General features: G+C 67.2%; 14 protein-coding genes. 2 read left to right on the forward strand and 12 right to left on the reverse strand.

Annotated elements, in window-relative coordinates; translation table 11 throughout:
• On the forward strand, window positions 1–613 hold a 613-nt coding region (locus CV1CTNOD_RS17845; RefSeq protein WP_131787174.1), incomplete at its 5' end, for an NAD(P)-dependent oxidoreductase.
• Window positions 614–785: 172 nt separating this feature from the next.
• On the opposite strand, the gene CV1CTNOD_RS17850 is transcribed toward CV1CTNOD_RS17845, so the two are convergent.
• The 5 genes from CV1CTNOD_RS17850 to CV1CTNOD_RS17860 all read right to left on the reverse strand — a co-directional run bounded on the left by CV1CTNOD_RS17850 (window position 786) and on the right by CV1CTNOD_RS17860 (window position 9,870).
• Complete coding sequence (locus CV1CTNOD_RS17850; RefSeq protein WP_131787175.1) at window positions 786–2,126, reverse strand: 3'-5' exonuclease; 1,341 nt, start codon at window positions 2,124–2,126, stop codon at window positions 786–788.
• A gap of 21 nt (window positions 2,127–2,147) precedes the next feature.
• Window positions 2,148–2,294: a hypothetical protein gene (locus CV1CTNOD_RS24935; RefSeq protein WP_165485597.1), complete on the reverse strand. Its 147-nt coding sequence runs from the start codon at window positions 2,292–2,294 to the stop codon at window positions 2,148–2,150.
• Window positions 2,291–4,576 (reverse strand): DrmB family protein, encoded by a 2,286-nt coding sequence (gene drmB / locus CV1CTNOD_RS24940; protein WP_207386522.1) that lies wholly within the window; start codon window positions 4,574–4,576, stop codon window positions 2,291–2,293. Before drmB ends, CV1CTNOD_RS24935 begins: the two co-directional genes overlap by 4 nt.
• Window positions 4,577–4,642: 66 nt before the next feature.
• Window positions 4,643–5,731: a hypothetical protein gene (locus CV1CTNOD_RS24945; RefSeq protein WP_207386523.1), complete on the reverse strand. Its 1,089-nt coding sequence runs from the start codon at window positions 5,729–5,731 to the stop codon at window positions 4,643–4,645.
• A gap of 758 nt (window positions 5,732–6,489) precedes the next feature.
• Window positions 6,490–9,870: an AAA domain-containing protein gene (locus CV1CTNOD_RS17860; protein ID WP_131787176.1), complete on the reverse strand. Its 3,381-nt coding sequence runs from the start codon at window positions 9,868–9,870 to the stop codon at window positions 6,490–6,492.
• Window positions 9,871–10,234: 364 nt separating this feature from the next.
• On the opposite strand from CV1CTNOD_RS17860, the gene CV1CTNOD_RS17865 reads away from it, so the two are divergent.
• Window positions 10,235–10,684 (forward strand): hypothetical protein, encoded by a 450-nt coding sequence (locus CV1CTNOD_RS17865; RefSeq protein WP_131787177.1) that lies wholly within the window; start codon window positions 10,235–10,237, stop codon window positions 10,682–10,684.
• Between the two features lie 103 nt (window positions 10,685–10,787).
• On the opposite strand, the gene CV1CTNOD_RS17870 is transcribed toward CV1CTNOD_RS17865, so the two are convergent.
• The 7 genes from CV1CTNOD_RS17870 to CV1CTNOD_RS17895 form a co-directional block, all read right to left on the reverse strand.
• Window positions 10,788–10,970 (reverse strand): hypothetical protein, encoded by a 183-nt coding sequence (locus tag CV1CTNOD_RS17870; protein ID WP_131787178.1) that lies wholly within the window; start codon window positions 10,968–10,970, stop codon window positions 10,788–10,790.
• Window positions 10,971–11,078: 108 nt separating this feature from the next.
• A complete protein-coding gene (locus tag CV1CTNOD_RS17875; RefSeq protein WP_242606787.1) occupies window positions 11,079–12,179 on the reverse strand; it encodes an ADP-ribosylglycohydrolase family protein in 1,101 nt (366 codons plus the stop codon).
• A gap of 81 nt (window positions 12,180–12,260) precedes the next feature.
• The gene (locus tag CV1CTNOD_RS17880) at window positions 12,261–13,718 is read right to left on the reverse strand and encodes an AAA family ATPase (RefSeq protein WP_131787180.1); all 1,458 of its coding nucleotides are present in this window, start codon (window positions 13,716–13,718) and stop codon (window positions 12,261–12,263) included.
• 219 nt (window positions 13,719–13,937) lie between these two features.
• Complete coding sequence (locus tag CV1CTNOD_RS17885; RefSeq protein WP_165485599.1) at window positions 13,938–14,408, reverse strand: Fic/DOC family protein; 471 nt, start codon at window positions 14,406–14,408, stop codon at window positions 13,938–13,940.
• Window positions 14,405–14,533, reverse strand: a complete 129-nt coding sequence (locus CV1CTNOD_RS24950; protein WP_278043933.1) for an antitoxin VbhA family protein — start codon at window positions 14,531–14,533, stop codon at window positions 14,405–14,407. Before CV1CTNOD_RS24950 ends, CV1CTNOD_RS17885 begins: the two co-directional genes overlap by 4 nt.
• A 77-nt stretch (window positions 14,534–14,610) precedes the next feature.
• Window positions 14,611–18,174, reverse strand: coding sequence for a DNA polymerase III subunit alpha (gene dnaE / locus CV1CTNOD_RS17890; protein WP_131787182.1), 3,564 nt, complete (start codon window positions 18,172–18,174; stop codon window positions 14,611–14,613).
• 171 nt (window positions 18,175–18,345) lie between these two features.
• On the reverse strand, window positions 18,346–19,746 hold the full coding sequence (locus tag CV1CTNOD_RS17895; RefSeq protein WP_131787205.1) for a glutamate decarboxylase: 1,401 nt from the start codon (window positions 19,744–19,746) through the stop codon (window positions 18,346–18,348).
• Window positions 19,747–19,768 lie beyond the last annotated feature (22 nt).

Raw genomic sequence — 19,768 nt, forward strand, 5'->3', positions numbered from 1 at the left:
CCGACGTGCGGTCGCCGAGGCGGTTGCCCGGGGCCATCAGGTCACTGCGGTCGTGCGTGATCCGGCCAGGTACCGGGAACTGGCCGGTGACGGGGTGACGCTGGTCGCAGGCGATGTCACCCAGGCCGGCAGCGTGGCCACGGTCGCCGCCGGGCACGACGTCGCGATCAACGCCGCGGCCCGGATGGACGTGCCATCGCAGGCGTTCTTCGTGGGCGCGGCACATGCCCTGCTCGAAGGCCTGGCCCAGGCCGGCGTCGGCCGGCTGCTGGTGATCGGCATCGGCACCATATTGGAGACCGCGCCCGGGGTGCTGGTTCATGACGCTCCCGGTTTCCCGGCGCAGTGGCGCACGTTCTCGTTGGGGCACGCGGAGGAACTCGACGTGCTGCGCACGGCGGACACCGGGATCGACTGGCTGATGGTGGCGCCACCGCCGACCGTCCTCGACAGCGAAGCGACACGGACCGGCCGGTACCGGATCGGCGGCGAGCAGGTGTTGCCCACCGACGAGGACGCGGCGCCATTCTCCTACGCCGACCTCGCGGTCGCGCTGATCGACGAGATCGAGGCCCCGAAACACCATCGGACGCTGGTCGCCGTAGCGTCCTGACGGGCAGCAACGACGGACGTCCCATCAAGCGCTGGCGGTCCACGCGCGAACCGTTTCCTCCGGGCGGATCGAGCCGCCTGATATCTCACCGAGTTTGCCAGGCTCCGCCTCGACGACCGGATAACTATCGTTGTTCGCCTTGAATTTTCACGGTCACGACAGGACGGGGGCCTCACGACAGAAACGGGCTGAGGAAAGGGCTCGCGTGGCCCGACCAGGAGACCGTGAGCAGTTCACGAGCCCGGGTACAGGCGACGTACAGCAGGCATCGCTCACGCAAGGTGTCCTGCTCGTGTGCCTTCGGATCCGCATCCACCGGTGTGACAGCCCAGCGCAGGGGCACGGATGCCGCGGAGACGTCGATGACCGCCATCGCGCGGTACTCCAGCCCCTTCATGCGGTGCATGGTGCCGACCTCGACCCCGCCACGGGATTTGCGTTCCAGGTCACAGGCGTCGAGACCCGCGTCACGCAGGGTGCTGATCGCCGCGAGCACCGACTTCTTCATGCGGGCGGCAACACCGATCGCGACGGTGGTGACCTCGATATTGCCGTAGCCGTGCGAACCCGCGAGCGACCCCAGGCTTGATCGCAGGTTGTCCGCGAGTGTGCGGACGAACGTCGTGACAAGGACCGGCCGCGTCGAGCCGGCGGGAAGCCGGCCTGCCAGGTAGTACGCCCGGTGCACGGCCACCACGGTCTTCCCGGTACCCGCGCCGCCGGTGACCCGCACCGGCCCGCTGTAGGTCTCCCGGTAGGCGATCCGCCGCTGGGAAGGGTGAAGGAAGATCCTCCACAGATCCAGTGGACGGTTGAGGGCCTCCTGGAGCTCGGAAGCCCCACGAGGGAAGAAGACCGACGGCGAAGCCAGCAACGCCTGCACGCCGGACATCGCCTCGCGACGGGCCGTCCCGACGATCCCGAGTTCGGCCCGGGCCTCGCGGACGGAGTAGCCGGCGGCGAGCATCTGCAGCGCGTCCGCCTGGCTGGCCGCAAGCACGCCCGCCAACGCGGTGAGGTCGGCCTCGAAGCGGATCTGCCGGATGCTCTCGAGATGTTCTGCATCGACACCGAGAGAGAGGATGTCGAGATCGCTGAAAGCAGCGAACAGCGCCGCGCCAGTCTCCGGCGAGCCAGGCCCTCCATCGCTTCCGGCGAGCGCATCCTTGACGGCCCGCACCGCGCCGACGTCCACCACCTCGACGGCGTTGGTGGCCGTGTTCATGACGAATGTGTGGCACTCGCACCAGGTGTAGGCGTCGTCGTGCGGGAGGACGTCGAAGAGCACGTAGGTGTCCCCGTCGGTCGGCGCCATCACGACGCCCCGCCAGAAGTTGTTGATTCTGATCGTGCGTGCACGCGGGTCGGCGATCGTCTTCGGCTTCTCGAGATGGATTCCGGCGAGGGTACTCGCCTCGAACTTCGCCATCAGGCCGGGAATCTTCTTCTGGACATCCTTGGGAAGATCCGGATAGTGGGTGAAGAAACTGGGGGCGAATCCGAGCGAGGGCATGAAGAGGCGCTCCGTAGCGGGTCAGGTAACGGTCGGTGCGACGGGTTCGAGAATGCCTGTCACCGGGCGCGTCAGGGCGGTGCTGCCGGGCATGGCCGCCTGTTCGTCGGCGACGACGAGCTTGGCGTGCAGAGCGGGACGCCCCGACCGGACCGCCGGCCCGCTCATGCGGCGAAGAAGCCGGCTCCGCTGCCGTCGATCGTGTCGACCAGCAGGGCACGGTCCAGATAATGGTTGCCACGTTCGCAGGACGTTTCCGCCGCGAACAGGCATGCGTGGCAGGCCGCGGCGGAAAGCCGGCCATGTGTCCGCGGGTCGTGCTCGGCGCAGAGTGGGTCGGAGCTGCACAGCCGTGCCGTCTCCAGCGCCTGGTCCACCAGCGCGCCCAACCGGTCGCGGTCACCGAGCGAGACAAGACCGCCGAGGGTGCCCTCGCTGTCGGGCGCGGCGGTGTAGAGCAACACCCCGGCCATCGCATCCCGGCCGTCCGCGGCGGCCCTGGCGTAGACGTGTTCCGCGATGCCGGCAGCGTTGTAACCGCATTCGAGCGCAAACTGGCGGATCAGCACGTGAGCGAAGGTGTGCAGCAGGACGTACCTGATGCCGGGCCACTGGTCGGGTGGGAGTTTGTGTTGCGCCCGCCATGCGGCATGCGCTGCGAACAGGCGCCTTGCACGGTCGACAACAGGTGCTCTGGCCTCCCACGCGGCCACCTGCTCTTCGGTCAGTCGCAGGAACAGGCCCTCGCCGCGCATCTCGGCGCATGGCACCCAGCTCGGCGGCTCACCGCGCAGTGGTACCCGCTGCCGTTCGTCGGTCGTGACCACCTCCCATTCGGGCGCATCGATGCGGGTGAAGCCGTACAGCGCGGCGACCTCACGCAGCCGGGGGACGAGCACGACCTGACCGAGCCAGCTCCCTTTGCCGCGGGGAACCCTGCCGTTGCGGGTGGTGAAGGGCGGCTCCTCGATCGGGTCGTCCCCTTCACGTCGCAGCAGCAGCCGGATACCGGGCTCGACGTCCCGCAGCGACGTGGGGCAGGTCATCATCCGCCAGGGGCCGTCGTCGGGGCGGCGCAGGAGACCGGCGATGTTGTCGCTGTGCGCCGGCTGCTCGTAGGCCAGCTGGCGGGCGGGCTGGGCCCGTTCCCGCGCCCACAGGCCGAGCCGTTCGTCGAGCGCACGCTCCACATGATCACCCATACGGTTCTCACCGGCGACGTCGGCGGCCCGCCGTTTGAGGAAACGGACGACGTGGTCGGCGAGCTGGGAATGCCGGTCGACGTCCTGGGCACGCAGGTTGGCGTTGTAGGCGGGTTCAAGGTTGCGCAGCAGCGCGACGAGCACGCCGGTGAGGCCGCGGTCGACGGCGCGGTCCGCGAACGGGGTGACCGACAATGCCTCGATCTGACGGTAGAACGTGGCGTGGAAGTGATCGAACGTCTCGTAGTGCGACAGGTCGCGGGCTCTGGCCCAGTTGAAGACCGTGAAGACGAGCCTCGGGTCGTTGCGACCGACCCGGCTGGTGGCCTGGATGTACTCGGCGGTGGACTTGGGCTGCCCGGCGACGACCATGATCCCGAGCCGGGACACGTCCACCCCGACCGAGATCATGTTGGTGGCGAGCAGGACGTCGATCGGCCGCCGGTCGCCTTTCCCCCGGCTGGCCGTGAACGGGACCGCAAGCTGGTCGAGTACCGCGGGAATGTCCCCGGACGACAGCCGGGACGTCAGCTCGGTGACCAGTGGGTCGTACCGGCGCGCCAGACCCCGCTCCTGGGCACGGGTCAACCGGGTGGAGCGGATGCGGGTCCCGTGGGCGCAGATGCCGACGTAGCGGCGGCCCGGCCGGGCGTTCGGCGCATCGCGGGTGGGCCGCGCCCGGGCGAAGAAGCTGTCGTCGGCGTCGAGCCCGGACGGCGGGAACCCCTCGGTACGGCGGTAGAAGAGCGCCTCGATCTGGCGGGGGGCACGGCGGACCGTCGCGGTCGAGGCGATGACCTTCGGGCGGTCCTGGCGACCGGAACCGTTCTCCCAGGTGGCCAGCCGGTCGACCGCGGTCTTGTACAGCCCGGTGAGCGACCCGAGCGGTCCGGAGATCAGGTGCAGCTCGTCCTGGATAATCAGATCTGGTGGGCGAAGAGCGGTCACCCCTACGGTCCTGGCAGCGGGGGCGCCGGTCTTGCGGTCCGCCGGGTGGGAGGTGTTCTCCCAGTCGGTCTCGGCGAGGTCGTCGGTGACGTACCCGTGCCGCTCGCAGCGCCGGCTGACCCGCCCGAACAGGGCGAGCGTCTCCCCCTTCCAGGGGAGCTGGGCGAACTTGTCCACCGTCCCGATGATCATCGATGGGAGTAGCCGGTAGATCTCCTCGTCGACGACGACGACCGGCAGCCCCTCGCCGTCGCCGGCAACGGCGCCGAACGCGCAATCGAGGTCAGGGCAGATGATCATGGTGCGCCGGGCGACCGGGTCGACGGTGATGTCACGGCCGGGCTCGACGGTCGTCCCACACCACGGTCAGGACGTGAGCTGGTGCGAGGAGCCCCCGCCTCCTGCCCGCAGGCCGGTACCCCGTCGGCGTTCGGACAGCCAGACTTCGGCGCCGTCGGTGCGGTTCGGGGTGACCCGGCCGCCGACCCACAGGCCGATACGGAAGGGGGTGGCGCCCCAGCGGGAAGGGCCGGCCTGCCGCAGGGTCTCGCAGGCGCAGATCAGCGCCGTAGCCCGCTGGAACTGCTGGATGGTCAGCAGCCGCAGTGTGTAGCGCATGAGTACGGCAACGCCGGCCGTGGGGTCGAGCCCGCCGGATGCGGGCGCAAGACGGCAGACGGCGAGGGTGAACGCGGTCAGCCCGAGATACACCTTGGTCTTACCACCACCGGTCGGGAACCACAGCAGGTCCGCGACGGCGCTCCGGCGGTCGTCGGAGCGTTCGGGATGATCAGGGTCGGCGAGCGCCGGCAGGCACAGCAGGATGAACGCGAGCTGGAACGGCCGCCAGCTCCGGTTCGCCGGGACGTCGACCTCGGAGAGGACGTCGTCGAGCAGGCGGTCGGCCGCATTGTGGCGGCCCGCGGCGGCCTTGGTGTGGACACGCTGGAGGTGCATTGCACGGTTGGCGAAACCGAACGCGGCACGGGCCACCGGGTCGGTGGCGAGCCGGGAGATACCGGCGGAGATCCGGTCGGCGGCGTCGCGGGCCTTGCCGAGCGCGTCCGCCGCATCCAGCCGGTAGGGCCCCAGGTGGCTCGCCGGGTCGTCGACCGCGGCCTCCCGGCGGGCGATCCACGCCCGGTAGCCGTCGACCAGCGGCGCCAGCGCGGCGGTGAGCCGCTCCGGGGCGCCGTCGGCGAGTTTCGGCCAGCCGCCGCATGTCGGTGACGAGCCCGGCGAGTTCCGGCAGGTCGGGGTCGTCGTCGGCGTTCGGGACGTCGGTGGCGGGCACCTCGTGGGACGGGACAACGGTGGTACGGACGGTGACGGCACGCATCGGGTCGCCGGGAGCCCGGTCGGCGAGGACGCCGGTGGCGTGCCCGACGGCGAACTCGGGGCGGTAGCGGTACCCCATGGCCAGCCGGCGCTGTTCGGCCCGGTCGGACGGGTCACCACCGCCGTCGGACTCCGGCCGTGGCAGGAACACCGCGGCCGAGTCGTCCCTCCCGCCGGGACCAACCAGGGCCAGTTCGACCTGGAAGAGCCATGCGGACGCGGATCTCACCGGTGGCCGGGGCTGCGCGTTGAGGAGGAAGAGGGAGACGAGCCAGTCGCCCTGGTAGCGCCGTGCCCTCCCCCGGAGCACGACCTGCGGCTGGTCGGGGCGGATCCTGACCGGGCCGAGAAGCCCGTCGACGAGCGTGAGCGGAACGGCTCCCGAGAGCGGGACCCGCGACCACACCAGCCCGGAAGCGTCGCCGGCGGGAACCCGATTGTAGCGGGCCCACGACGCGCGGACGGTCAGGGCGCTCACCGACCCGTCGACCCGGCAGGTCAGCCCGAGCGAGGACGGCGCGAGACTCGGCACGTTCGGCGCGACGGGCTCGCCGGCTTCGGACGGGTCGTCGGATACCTCGACATCGGCGATGACGTCCTGCTCGGACGGATCAAGTACCGTTCCGCTCGGGGCAAGCCGGCCCAGCAGGTACCGGTCCACCGGGTCCTCGTCGAATTTCTCCTCGTCGCCAGCGAGCGGCCCGAGCAGGTCGGCGAGGACAAGCTGGTGCAGCTCGTCGCGGACCCGCGCCGGGTCCGGCGGAGCCAGGACCGTCGTATCCCCCAGTTCGGTCATGAAAAGGAGACTACGACCCGCTCCGAAGCGTTTCGTCCGGGCCCGTGCAGAGACGGATGCCAGTGGTCGAATCAATGGTTCAGGAAGAGGGTCGGCCCGTTCCGGTCTCGGCGGACGCTGCCGGTCTGCGGGGGCTGTTTCGGCGGTCGGAGCTGGTGGCCGCCGGGCCGAGGAGCCGCCGCTCTGGACAACCTTTCGTCGGACAGGCCCAGCTCCACGGGAAGCCCTTCTTCGCTGACGAGGAGCGCCGGGCCTCCATTACAGTGACATGCTGCTCGCACGATGGCGGTCGGGCAAGCTCCTCGGCGCGCTCATGCTGGAGCAACTGTTCGGCAAAACGCCGTCCCCGGTAACGCACCATGATTTCCCGCCGGTCGCGGCTGGAAAGAGTGTTGTAGCTTCCCAGGAACATGACCTCGCGATCGATGATAACGATCTTCTGATGCATCTGCCGTACCCGGGTGAGACGTGTCGCGACACCACGTAGTTCCGCCAGCCGGCGGTCCAGATCCGGCCCACGTGTCCGCTGGCTACGGACTACACTGTCGGAGTCGTCGACGATAAAAACGGTGATCTCGACGCCTCTGTCCCGCGCCAGCGCGAGTGTGGGCAGGATTTCGTCCTGCCTGGCACCGAACCATGGCGACCAGAGCCAGACAGACGACGTGGCGCGAGTGATCGCCTCTAATACCGCGGGGATATAGCCGAATTCGTCAAAGACCGCTTCGGCAACAACATGGCCGGCAAACGCTTCCCACAACTCACCAAGCAGCGGGTCTGGTGTCCATTTCTCGTTCAGTTCGCCTGCCGGCAATCCGAGCAGATCAGCTGCCCGGACCACGCGGATGGCGCCCTCGTCGACCAATGCCGCGAGCTGGCTGAACGTGGAGTCGGGCCGGGCTGAACGCACAGCATGTCCGCTCGTCAACAGGTACACACGGTGGCGCGCACGGGTGACCATGACGTTGATGAGTCGTGCGCCGTTGCGTTCGAAGGATGACGCCGACCGCATCGACGCCTTCGCTGACCAACCGGGAACCTCGCCATCCTCGACCAGGTCCGCGACGACTATGTCGAACTCCCGGCCCTGGAAGGTGTGGGCCGTCCCACCTTCGACTGGCGGATCACCGCCCAGGGACCCGAGGTCGTCGAGATGGTCGATCGTGGCGAGTGACTGGGCCCTGTACGGCGTGATGATTCCGACGCTCTCGCCCTGCTCGCGATGATGTTCGGCCAGTGCGCGGGAGAGCACGCTGCCGGCCAGCCACCACCGTCCGCCGTCCGCGGCCGGGGCTCGCACCCGGCCGAGGTCGCCGAGTCCGTCCGTGTCCAACAGGACGATCTGCGGGTCGTCGGCACTCGGGGGCCGGTCGGCCGGCGGTGCTGTGAGTAACCCGCCATAGGCGATCCGGTTGGCCAACGTCACCACGTGCGGTCCGAACCGTCGGGTGACCCGCAAGGTCACGCAACCCTCCCGGGCCAGCGCGTCTGCAGGGGTCGTAACCCCGACCAGGTCGAAGCAGTTTCGCAGAAGCCAGCGTGCGTGCGGGCCGGCAGGGTGGATCTTCCTCTCGTCGCGCACCGGCCCGAGTTGACAGAAGTCGCCAAGCAGAACGACGGTCTGTCTGGCTTTTGCGGCGGCGAGGAGAACTTCCGGTAGCTGCGCAGCCGCTGCCTCGTCGACGAACACAGCGTCGTACGGCGTGCCGTAGACGGTCGCATCGAGCCGGAAACGGGTGAGTGTCGCCGCGACCAGACGCGCCTGACTGATAATCGTTGGCTCGGCGCCGGCCCGCGCCCGGTCGATGTCCGCAAGGAGCTTCTCGTAGTGCTGTTCCAACGTCTGCCGGCGGGTGAGCAGCGGTGCGGCTTCCTGGGCCAGGCGGTCCCGCTCAGCCGCGAGCGGGGGAAGGCCGGCGCGGTCGGCGTCGTCGACGGTTGTCCGGTCCTCATCCGTCGCGCCCGAATTCGCGATCGCCTCGTCCAACGCAGCCCGGATGCGAGCGACCTTCTGCCCGGACGATCTGAGTACCCCGTCCGCTTCGCCGACCACGTTCCGCGCTGCGCCGACGGCCTTTTCCCGGCGAGTAACCTCCTCGGCCGTGACCGGTGCGGCGGCCTGCTCATGCTCGGTGATCAGCGGTGTGGCGAGTGTGCGGTGCTGTTCGGCCAGACGTTGGGCTTCGTCCCTGGCGGCGACCACGGGAGCGACGTCCGCCTGCCGGGCGGATACGGCTTTGTCAAGGCGTGACCGTTCCGCGCGGTACTGCAGCCAGGTGCGCGGGGAACCGCCTGGAACGGCCTCGCGTTCCTGTCGGGCTTTCCGTAGCCGCTGCTCGGCGGACAGCACCTCGCCCGCGGCTGCTGCGGCCAGGGCATCGAGCCGGTCGGATTCGGCGCGAAGCCGGCTGGCCGAGGCAAGTTCGGCGCGTGCCGTACTGATCGCGGCAAGCTCGGAAGCCGCGTTGTGGTAGGCGGACCGACGGCTGTCGCGGGCCTGCTCGACGTCTCCGTACCGGTGTTCGGCGCGCGAGAGGTCGGCGGTGAGCGCTTCGACGTGACGGTCTCGTTGGACGCGCGTGTAGGCAGCCCGGTAGCCAGCGGCGTCGAAGCCGTCGAGACGGCGGTCCAGTTCGCCGAGCCGCCGTATCTCGGGCGAAGTTGCCAGCTCCAAGAGCTGCCGCCCAACATCGTCCCGCTGCTCGGTCAGCGTCCGCAGGCGCGCTTGTACCAGCCGTGGAAGCGCAACACGGTCATCCTGGGCAATCTGCGTGAGGGCGGGTGCGCCGACCCGCACCAGCTCTCCGGCTGGAGGGCGGCGCATCTGTACGACAGCTGACAGGGCGTTGTCGACCGCGATGTTGGTAGCGGAGACCAGCAGGATCCGCTTCCCCCTGGCGAGTAGATCATCGATGGCCCGGGCGAGAACCGTCGTCTTGCCGGTGCCCGGTGGTCCCCAGACCAGCCGCACACCCGGGGTGGTACAGGCATAGTGGGCACGGGCTTGATCGCCGTGCAGGGCCCCGGCTTCGGGCACCATCGCGGGCACCGGATCCAACCGGCCATCCACCAGCCGTGCGGCCAGGCCGGGGTCGGTCAGGCCCTGCCATGCTTCGAGCAGACTGCGTTCGAGCGCCCCCGCGGCGCGTCCGGTGCCCCACAGCCACAGCCCACCCTCCGGAGCATGCGGACCGACGTGGACCCGCAACTCGCCGTGCCCTTCCTCGACCGCGATCACCCGGTAAGTTGCCCGATCGGGCCCATTGGAGCTCCGGTCAGCAAGGTGGAGCTCGACCATCGAATCGACCGAGATCTGCTCCCGCGCGGTGGACACGGCATACACTCCGGCGGCCACCTTGCGTGCCTGGCCCAGGGGACGTGGCCGTGAACGTGCTGCGCGCTCCCGGGGAACCAGCGTCTTCACTGCGTCAGTGACCTGCTCGATCCACTCCAGCGCCATGAGCGTCCCCAGTGTCAGCGGAGCAGCGTCGACTCACGATCACCAAACCGTACCCGACTATGACAGTACGAATCAATAATTTTACTCAAAGTAATATCTACTCGTGCCTGTATATACCCTTAGCGACCCGTTGACAGCTACAAACATCAGCGTAAACATCCCATATCGACCATTTGGTTACGGAGACAAATGAATATCCGCGATCTCGCCCGCCTCCGGGTCGTCGAGAAGGTTCACTGCCATCCGGTGGCGCAACGATGGGAGCGGCATGGCAGCCCCAAAACGACGAGGTCGGCCGCGATCACGCCGGTCACAGACGCGAACCCGTCGCACGACCGGGATGAGACGGCGTTCTGGACGGCCGATGAACCGCCGGGATCTCAAGAATGCCTACCGAATCTCGTTCGCCGTATCCCTGGTTATCGGCGTATGGCTCGCTTCCAGCGGCCTGTGGATCGCGGTGCCGCTGGCTGTCGCATGGATCGCTTTCTGCCTGGGATTCCTCTGGCCGACACGCTGCGGCGCCTATCGTACTAATGGCGTGGAATGTGAGGCGACTGTAAAGGGCTGGTTCGTCGGCTGTGGGAACCATGACCCTAACAAATGGCGCGACCTACGGGCAGTGGCAAATCCGCGTAACACCGTTTCGCCCTTCCACACGGCCGGACAGGCGCTGCGCATTCCTGCTCGTGATGTGACTCAACAGCCATTACTCGAAGGCGCCCCTCGCGAAGTCACCATCCGCAGCCTCAGGACAGCGGTGCTGCTCGCCCTCGCGATCTGTACTACCCTTGCCTGGCTCCTTGTCGCCTAAATAATCGTTCTGTGATGAGGCTGACGAATCGTCAGAACTCTTCCTCTCGCTCCGGCCAATCCGCCTCAATGCCACACGATTTGATCAATGTCAGATCGAAATTTCACGCCCGCCGCTGGTGCCCGCGCGCCGACATCGCCGCGGCGAGGAATTCCTCATACTCTTCGGCGGACAACGGCTCGGACAGTGCCAACTCATCCAGGCTTGTCAGTGGAGTGACACCTTGTTCCTCGGCGAGCTCATCGAGCGTCCGATGGGCAGTGCCATGCGGCATACCGTCCGTCATCGGTTCGCCTCCGTCTCTTGATGTCCGCCGCTTCTTAACCGAAAGTAACTGACCTCAGTATAATCTGTTGTCGGCGGTGACAGGGGCGAATCGGATGAAGCGGTCGGGTCAGGATCCCGGGTAGCGAGTGAACCACTCGGCAGGAGCCGCACCAAAGTCGTCAGAGATCTCCGCGGTACAGGCGATCTCCTTCACCAGGTCGTCGGCAACCTGGCCGACGAGGTCGTAGCCTTCGAGATCCTTGACCCAGTCGGCGGGCAAAGCATTCTCACCCAGCGAAACACCGACAAGGTTCCCGCAGATCGCGCCCGTGGAGTCACTGTCCCCGGAATGGTTCACCGCCGCGAGCAGCGCCGCCCGCGGGTCCTGCGGTGCTGCCGCGGCGCAGTAGACCGCGATGGCCAGTGCCTCCTCGGCCACCCACCCGGCACCGAGGGACTCCACCCGTTCGGGGGTCGGCACGCCGTCCGCCGCCGCGCCAAGGGCGGCCTGCAGAGTGGCCACGACCTCGCTACCCTCCCGTTCGGACGAAAGGCGGCCAAGTGCCGACTCCGCTGCCTCGATAACGGTGTGACCGTTCACCACCGCGTTGATGATCCAGGCGAATGCCGCCGCGGCGAGGTAGCCGGAAGGGTGTCCGTGGGTGAGCACGGCGCATTCGGCGGCGAGCGCCCACGCGGCTTCCGGCCCCTGTAATAGGAGCCCGAACGGCGCCGAACGCATCACCGCACCACACCCCTTGCTGGTCGGGTTCGCGGGATGTTCGGGGGTTCCCATCTCGGGCCGCCGCAGACCGGAGAGGCACGCGTTGCCGGGGGCACGTTGCGCGTAGAGCAATGGCTGGGCGGCAAGCCATCCGTCCGGATCCACCGGCGGCCCAGCCTGCTCCTGCGTCGCCAGCCAGCGCAGGTACGCCCGCCACACCACCGACGGCGGATGGCAGATTCCCCTGGAGCGGCTGCGTACCGACGCCCGGATGAGACCATCGGCCGTGAACAGCGTCATCTGTGTGTCGTCGGTGATCGGCGCGTGTACTCCGTAGGCAGAGGTCAGACTCGTCACCCCGGCCGGCCCGTGGACGCGCCGGATCTCGTCCAATGACAGGAATTCGATACCGGCCCCGAGCGCGTCCCCCAGCGCCCCGCCGAGAAGGCAGCCACGAACCCGGTCGCGGTAGGAAAGCTCGCTGCCTTGGTCCAGGGTCAGCACGGGTGCAATCTCCTCGACTGGCGGGTCGGCCTCGGATGCGGACCTGTAGGTAGAGACAGGCGCTGGGACGACGGAACCAACCTACGCGTTCCACCCATAGAGTTCGGGCAGGCCAACAGTCAACACTCGGTCACCATTGGCCGAGGTCTGTAGATCATGATCGAAACCGGCGCCACTGTAGCAGGCGATCACCGTCTCTCGGGTGTCGAATCCCTTGCCCGCCAACAGGTCGCGGGCTCGGCGGAGGCGTTCGACATGCCGGATGCCCATGACCTCGCCCCACTTCGCCTCACCCAGGGACAACACGCGGCGAGGTTCGCCCGGCTCCGCCGGTGCGAGCACGGCGACATCGACTTCTATCTGGCTCTTACGTGCCGGGTCCGCGACGACCCCGGCTCCGACCTCCGCAGGCAGGCCGCCGAACGTGTCGGACGGTGCCGCGACCGCGAACTCGCGGCAGATTTGTTCGAAGTGCGGCCCGACGACCTGAGCGGAGAACCGGGGCCTGGCATCCAGCCAGACGTTTGCCGCACGGCCGCTCTCCAACAGCCCCCATCGGGGGCGCATGACCACCTGGTAAAAGACGATCAGTGGTTCGGCGATCCGGTAGACCGAACGGCTCTGGCGGAACAGGTCGGGTTCCCGGCGGAGCAGTCCACAGTCCTCGAGCACGTTGAGGTGATGGCCGATGTCCGCGGCCTTGCGTCCGATGTAGCCGGCGATTCCGCCCCGGGTGTTGTTGCCGCCGGCCACCGCCGCGAGGACCGAATGGTACAAGGCCGTATCTCGGACGTCAGCCTCCTCCTCGAGGAGGTAGCGGGCTTCCCGGAACAGGGGGGTCGCCGGGTTGAGCACCGTTCGCAGCACCCAGTCGTTGAAGTCGTCCGGGTTCTCGGGGGAGTCGCCGTTGACGAACCTGCGATAGGCCGGCGTGCCGCCGACGACCGCGTGGTGCCGGACGGCCAGCCCGGGGTCGTCGATGTTCCAGAAACGCGCGGCCAAAGGGTAGTCGAACGGGCGTACCACCAGCTCAAGACTGGCTCTCGCCCGAAGCGGAGCATTGCCGGCCAGGATTTTTCCCATCACCGACATGGCCGAGCCGCACAGTAGTAGGCAGATGCTGTTCGCTCGCGCGACCGCCCGGTCGATCTCCCGCTGAAGAATCGATGGAAGCGCCGGCGACACCGCGCTCAGATAGGGGAACTCGTCGATGACGACTGGTCCAGGCCTGGTCCCGGCCACTGAGAACAGGTAGGTGACCGCTTCGTCCCAACTCACGAAACGAGGTGGCACGGGCGCTTCCAGATAATCGGCGAGGGCCTCGGTGAAGAGGTGGAGCGACTCCGCCTCCGTCGCCTGGGTCGCCCCGAAGTACATTCCTCCCGTCTCCCGGGCCAATGCCTCGGCCAGGAAGGTCTTCCCCTGGCGGCGCCGCCCGCTGACCACTCCCAGTCGCGGCTGTCCTCCATCGCGTGCGGCAAAGGCCGCCAGATGCCGCCACTCGAAGTCACGATCAAAGATGCGGTCCGGCTTGATCATTAATGACTCCAGGAGCGAGGAGCGTACTTCGTCGAAGTATACTCCTCGCTCTGGGGAACGGATCTGGTGTTGGTCCCTGACCGCTGTCGCATGCTCCCGTCGACCGTCAGGGGTCTGGCACGATCGGGCCCGCGGTACAGCCAGAGTCGGTAGAACAGCTTCAGGATGTCGCCGCCGCGCTGATCCGCCTCTTGTGTTCTCGTTCTGGTCCAGATCGGATCAGTCGATCGGCCAGCCGGCCTCGCGGCTGAGCTGGCGAAAAAAGGCGCGCTGGGTACGGCCGTTGCCCTCGCGGAACGGGTGGATCGCGTTGACCTCGGCGAAGTAGTACGTCAGCCGCTCGCGGAAGTCTTCTCGCGACAGTCCACGTAGGTACCGCTCCTTCGCCAAGGCTCCGAACACCTCGGCAGAGTACGTCTCTATGTGTTGCGGCAGGCAGAACGGGTCGGACTCGGCGATACCCACCACTCTGATTTCACCGGCCCACGGATAGATATCGCCGAAGATCTCCCGATGGAATGACCGCAGATGATCCAGGTCGTACCCACCCGACAGGATCCGGATACCAAGATCGGCCAACGCCGCCAGCGTCAAACCCGCCTCCACCTCCCGCAGACGCCAAGGATCAGCGATGCCGAGTCGGTTACGCAGCACACCGCTGTGAGCGTCGACGTACGGATCAACGGTCACGACGCATACAGCTGCCGAATCAGCTCGCGCATCCGCACCGTACTGATCTCGCCACGCACCCACCGCTCAGTGATCGCCTCGGCGTCGGCGCCCGCGGCGAGACCTTCGGCTCGCACCGACGCCACCGCCTGCGCCAGCGACTACGCTCGCTCGGCGGTCGTCACGGTCATGGCCGAACTCGGCATCGACCTGTCGCGGGCGGTCATGAGGCGACGGCCTTCGTGCCAAGCAGGCTCTTGAGGTCGCCCCAGAAGGCGGAGGACGCGTCGACCTCGGGTCCCAGACGCAGCAGGAGGTGAGTGCGGCGGGGGCTTTCCAGCCGTATGTGTACGGGGGTGCTCCCAGGATGGGTGGTGAGGATCAGACGCAGTTCGTCAATGAGGCCCGGAGTCACCTTGTGAGTGGGTAGGGAAATCAGCACGGGCGGTCCGGCGTCCGGATTCACGCTCACGTCGAGGGCTGTCAGCTCGTGGGCGAAGATACTGACGGATCCGTCGCGTTCGTTGACGCGTCCCCGTACGGAGACCACGGTGTCAGGCGTGAGCTGATCAGCATATACCTCGTAGCTTTTCGGGAAGAAGAGAACTTCGACTGCCGCGTCCAGGTCCTCGATGGTGACGATGGCCCAGAGGTTGCCGTTGTTCTTGTTGACCCGCCGATCGATCTTTGCGATCACACCGGCGATCTGTACATCGCCCTCGCTACGGCCGCTGTCGAGAAGGTCGATAATTCTCGTGTCCCGGTTGCGGTCCAGAATCCGCTGGGTGCCCTCCAGCGGATGGCTGGACACGTACAGGCCGAGCATCTCGCGTTCCTGTGCGAGAAGTTCCGGCCGCGGCCATTCGGCGGCGCTCAGATCCAGACCGAGCCCGATCTTGATCGATTCACCCTGCTCGTCGCTGTTGTCTCCGCCGAAAAGATCGAACTGACCGAAAGCCTCGTTGCGTTTCGTGCCGACGACAGCGTCGATCGCGGACTCGTGGACCTGCGCCAGTGCGCGGCGGTTGTGGCCGAGGGAGTCGAACGCACCCGCCTTGATCAGGGAGTCGACGACGCGTTTGTTGCAGACGCCGATCTCAACCTTCTCCAGGAAATCGGGGAACGACCCGTAAGCACCTTTCTGCTCGCGGGTGACGGCGATCGAGGCGACGACGTTTGTTCCCACGTTGCGGATCGCACCGAGACCGAAGCGGATGTCGCCGCCCACCGGGGTAAAGTAGAGCGTCGACTCGTTCACGTCGGGCGGCAGCACCCGGATACCCATTTTGCGGCACTCGGCGAGATACACGGCCATCTTGTCCTTGTCGTCCCCGACCGATGTCAGCAGCGCCGCCATGTACTCGGCCGGGAAGTTCGCCTTCAGGTAGGCGGTCCAGAACGAGACGACGCCGTAGCCGGCCGTGTGGGACTTGTTGAATCCGTATCCGGAGAAGGGAACCAGCACGTCCCACAGCGCCTGGGAGGCTTCGGTGGAGTAGTCCTTTTCCGCCATGCCGGCCATGAACTCCGCGTGGTTGGCATCCAGGACCTCCTTCTTCTTCTTGCCCATGGCGCGGCGCAGCAGGTCGGCCTTGCCCAGGCTGTAGCCGGCGAGCTCCCGCGCAATGGTCATGACCTGCTCCTGGTACACCACCAGGTGGTAGGTCTCGCCGAGGATTTCTTCCAGCGGATCCGCGAGATCGGCGTGGATAGGGGCGATGGGCTTGCGGCCGTTCTTACGGTCGGCGTACTCGATGTGGGAGTTGGCGGCCATCGGCCCCGGCCGGTACAACGCGAGGACGGCGGCGATGTCCTCGAACTTTGTCGGGGCCATGAGACGCAACAGGCTGCGCATGGGACCACCGTCGAGCTGGAAGACACCGAGGGTGTCCCCGCGGGCCATCAACTGGAAGGTCGGGGTGTCCAAAAGCGGAAGCTTCTGCAGGTCGATGTCGATGCCACGGTTCTTCCGCACGTTGACAATCGCATCGTCGATCACGGTGAGGTTCCGCAGGCCGAGGAAGTCCATCTTCAACAGGCCCATGTCCTCGCACTGGGGGAATGGAAAACCTGTGATGATGGCGCCGTCTGCGTCCCGCCGGTGGATCGGCAGGACGTCCAGGAGCGGCTCGGCGCACAGGATCACCCCGGCCGCGTGCACCCCGGTTCCGCGGGTGAGACCTTCCAGCCCCCGCGCGGTGTCGACGATCTTGCGGACGTCCTGATCGGTTTCGTAGAGGCCGCGCACCTCGGCGGCTTCGCTGTACCGCTCGTGGTCGGGGTCGAGGATGCCGGACAGCGGAATACCCTTGCCGAACACGTCCGGGGGCATCGCCTTCGTGATTTTGTCGCCGAGGGCGTAGGGGTAGCCCAGCACGCGGCATGAGTCCTTGACCGCAGCTTTTGCTTTGATTGTTCCGAAGGTGAGGATCTGACACACCCGGTCCTCGCCGTACCGCTCGGTGACATAGCGGATCATGTCGCCGCGGCGACGTTCGTCGAAGTCGAGGTCGATGTCCGGCGGCGTGACGCGTTCGGGGTTCAGGAACCGCTCGAAAATCAGCCGGTGCTCGATCGGGTCGAGTTCGGTGACGCCGAGGACGTAGGAGACCATTGAACCGGTTGCCGAACCACGTCCCGGGCCGACCCTAATACCCTTTTCCCGGGCGTACCGGCAAATGTCGGCGACGACAAGGAAGTAGGCCGGGAAACCCATGTTGGCGATGACACCGATCTCGTACTCGACTCGGTCGAGAACCTCTTGTGGCGGGTTCGCGCCGAACCGGTGCTCGACCCCGCGGGCCACCTCCTTACGCAGCCACGAAAGCTGGTCCTCCCCCTCCGGAACGGGGAAACGGGGCATACGGTCGACATATGCGAAGACGTCGTCGTACGGCTGGACCCGTTCGGCGATCAGCAGCGAGCTGTCGCATGCGCCGGGAACCTGGTCGTCCCACAGGACACGCATCTCGTCGGCGCTCTTCAAATAGTAGCCGTCGCCGTCGAACTTGAATCGCTTCGGGTCGTCGAGCCGCTTTCCGGTGCCGACGCACAGCAGGGCGCTGTGCGACTCGGCCTGGTCCTTGGTGACGTAGTGGCTGTCGTTTGTGGCCAGGGGCCGCAGATTGAGCCGGCGGGAAATATCGAGCAGCCCGTCCCGGACCTTCCGCTCGATCGCGAGCCCGTGGTCCATCAGCTCCAGGAAGTAGTTGTCCGGACCGAAGATGTCCTGATAGGTGGCCGCAGCCTGGAGCGCCTTGTCGAACTGGTTGAGCCGTAGCCGGGTCTGGACCACGCCGGACGGGCAGCCGGTCGTGGCAATGATGCCCTCGGCATGCTCGGCGATCAGCTCCTGGTCCATCCGGGGCTTACGATAATAGCCGTCGAGCGAGGCGATACTGCTCAGCCGGAACAAGTTACGCAGACCTGTCGAGTCGGCCGCCAGCATTGTCATGTGGGTGTAGGCGCCACTCCCCGAGACGTCGCCGCCCTCGCCGTCCGGGTCGGCGTCGCGCTGCGCACCATCACCCCAGAAGACGGGTTTCTTGTGGTGGCGGGCTTCCGGTGCAATGTAGGCTTCTATGCCGATGATCGGTTTGACGCCGGCTTTCTTTGCGGCCTGGTGGAACTCATAGGAACCGAACATGTTGCCGTGGTCGGTCATCCCCACCGCGGGCATGCCCAGACGGGCCGCTTCGGCGAACAGCAGGCCGACCTTCGCCGCACCGTCCAACATCGAGTACTCGGTGTGCACGTGAAGGTGGACGAAGGAATCAGCCTTGGACATTGGTCCCCTTTCGCGCCGTACGGCCTCGACGAAGACCTTAACGCCTCCGCGCGGGACCTCTCCACGCCACATGGCGGGCAGCCGCTTCCATTATCATAACTTGGCCGACAGTCGTGAGTCGGGATACTAATCTTACTCATCGTTACGTCCAGCCGGCCAAAGGCCGGAAGGTCAGTGATGGAAACCGACCACGCCGTTCTCGTCCGGCCATGGGCGCCCGCGCGGGCCGGACAGCCGGCTCATCACCCGGCGCAGATCCGCGACCAGCAGGCCGGCCAGGTCACGACTGAAACCGTTGCGCACGACCACCCTCAGCACCGCCAGCTCCTCCAACGCCGGTGGGAACCGATAGGCGGGGACCAGCCAGCCACGGGTACGCAGCAGCTCGGAGATGTCGAAGACCGTGTATCCGCTGATCTCCTCCCGCAACGCGAACGCGAACGCCGGGACGCCGCGTCCATCCGAGACCAGCTCGAACGGCCCCAGCTTCGCCACCTCGTCGGCGAGCCAACAGGCGTTGTCCCGGCAGGTCTGCACCACCCGCCGGTAGCCTTCCCGACCCAGTTGCAGCAGCGTGTAGTACTGCGCGACCACCTGAGCGCCCGGACGGGAGAAGTTCAACGCGAAGGTCGGCATGGTGCCGCCCAGGTAGTCCACCTCGAAGACCAGTTCGGACGGCAACGCCGACGCGTCCCGCCACAGCACCCAGCCGACTCCCGGGTAGACCAGCCCGTACTTGTGGCCGGAGGCGTTGATGGACGCCACCCGCCCCAACGCGAAGTCCCAGACCAGGTCCGGGTCGCAGAACGGGGCGACGAACCCGCCGGAGGCGGCGTCGACGTGCACCGGCACGTCCGGACCACCGTCGGCCGCGAGGCGGTCGAGCGCGGCGGCGATCTCGGCCACCGGCTCGTAGCTGCCGTCGAACGTCGATCCGAGGATCGCGACCACCCCGACCGTGTTCCCGTCACAACGCGCCACCGCCTCGTCCGCGGTCAGGTGGGTGCGTCCCGGCGCGAGCGGCACCAGCCGCGCCTCGACGTCCCAGTAGCGGGCGAACTTCTCCCAGCACACCTGCACGTTGGCGCCCATGACGATGTTCGGCCGGTCCGCCGGCAGGCCGGCCGACCGGCGGCGGGCCCGCCAGCGGCGGGTCAGCGCGAGCCCGGCGAGCATGCACGCCTCCGACGAGCCCGTTGTCGAGCAGCCGACCGCGTTCGCGGCGTCGGGAGCGTGCCACAGGTCGGCGAGGATGCTGACGCACCGCGACTCCAGCTCCGCCGTCTGCGGATACTCATCCTTGTCGATCATGTTCTTGGCGGCGCACTCACCCATCAACCGGTCCGCGTACGGGTCCATCCAGGTGGTCACGAACGTGGCCAGGTTCAGCCGGGCGTTACCGTCGAGCATCAGCTCGTCGTGCACGATCTGGTAGGCGCTCTCCGGCGCGATCGACGCCTGCGGCATCCGGAACCGCGGAACCACGACCTCCTCGCCCGGACGGACCGACTGCGGCCGGACGTCGACCGTCTCCTCCGCACGTTCGCCGCTCGCCTGACCGTGCAGAGCCATCACCGATGCACCTCGTTCTCTG

The organism is Protofrankia symbiont of Coriaria ruscifolia (genome assembly GCF_900634745.1).
In the GTDB taxonomy this organism is placed as follows: Bacteria; Actinomycetota; Actinomycetes; order Frankiales; family Frankiaceae; genus Protofrankia; species Protofrankia californiensis.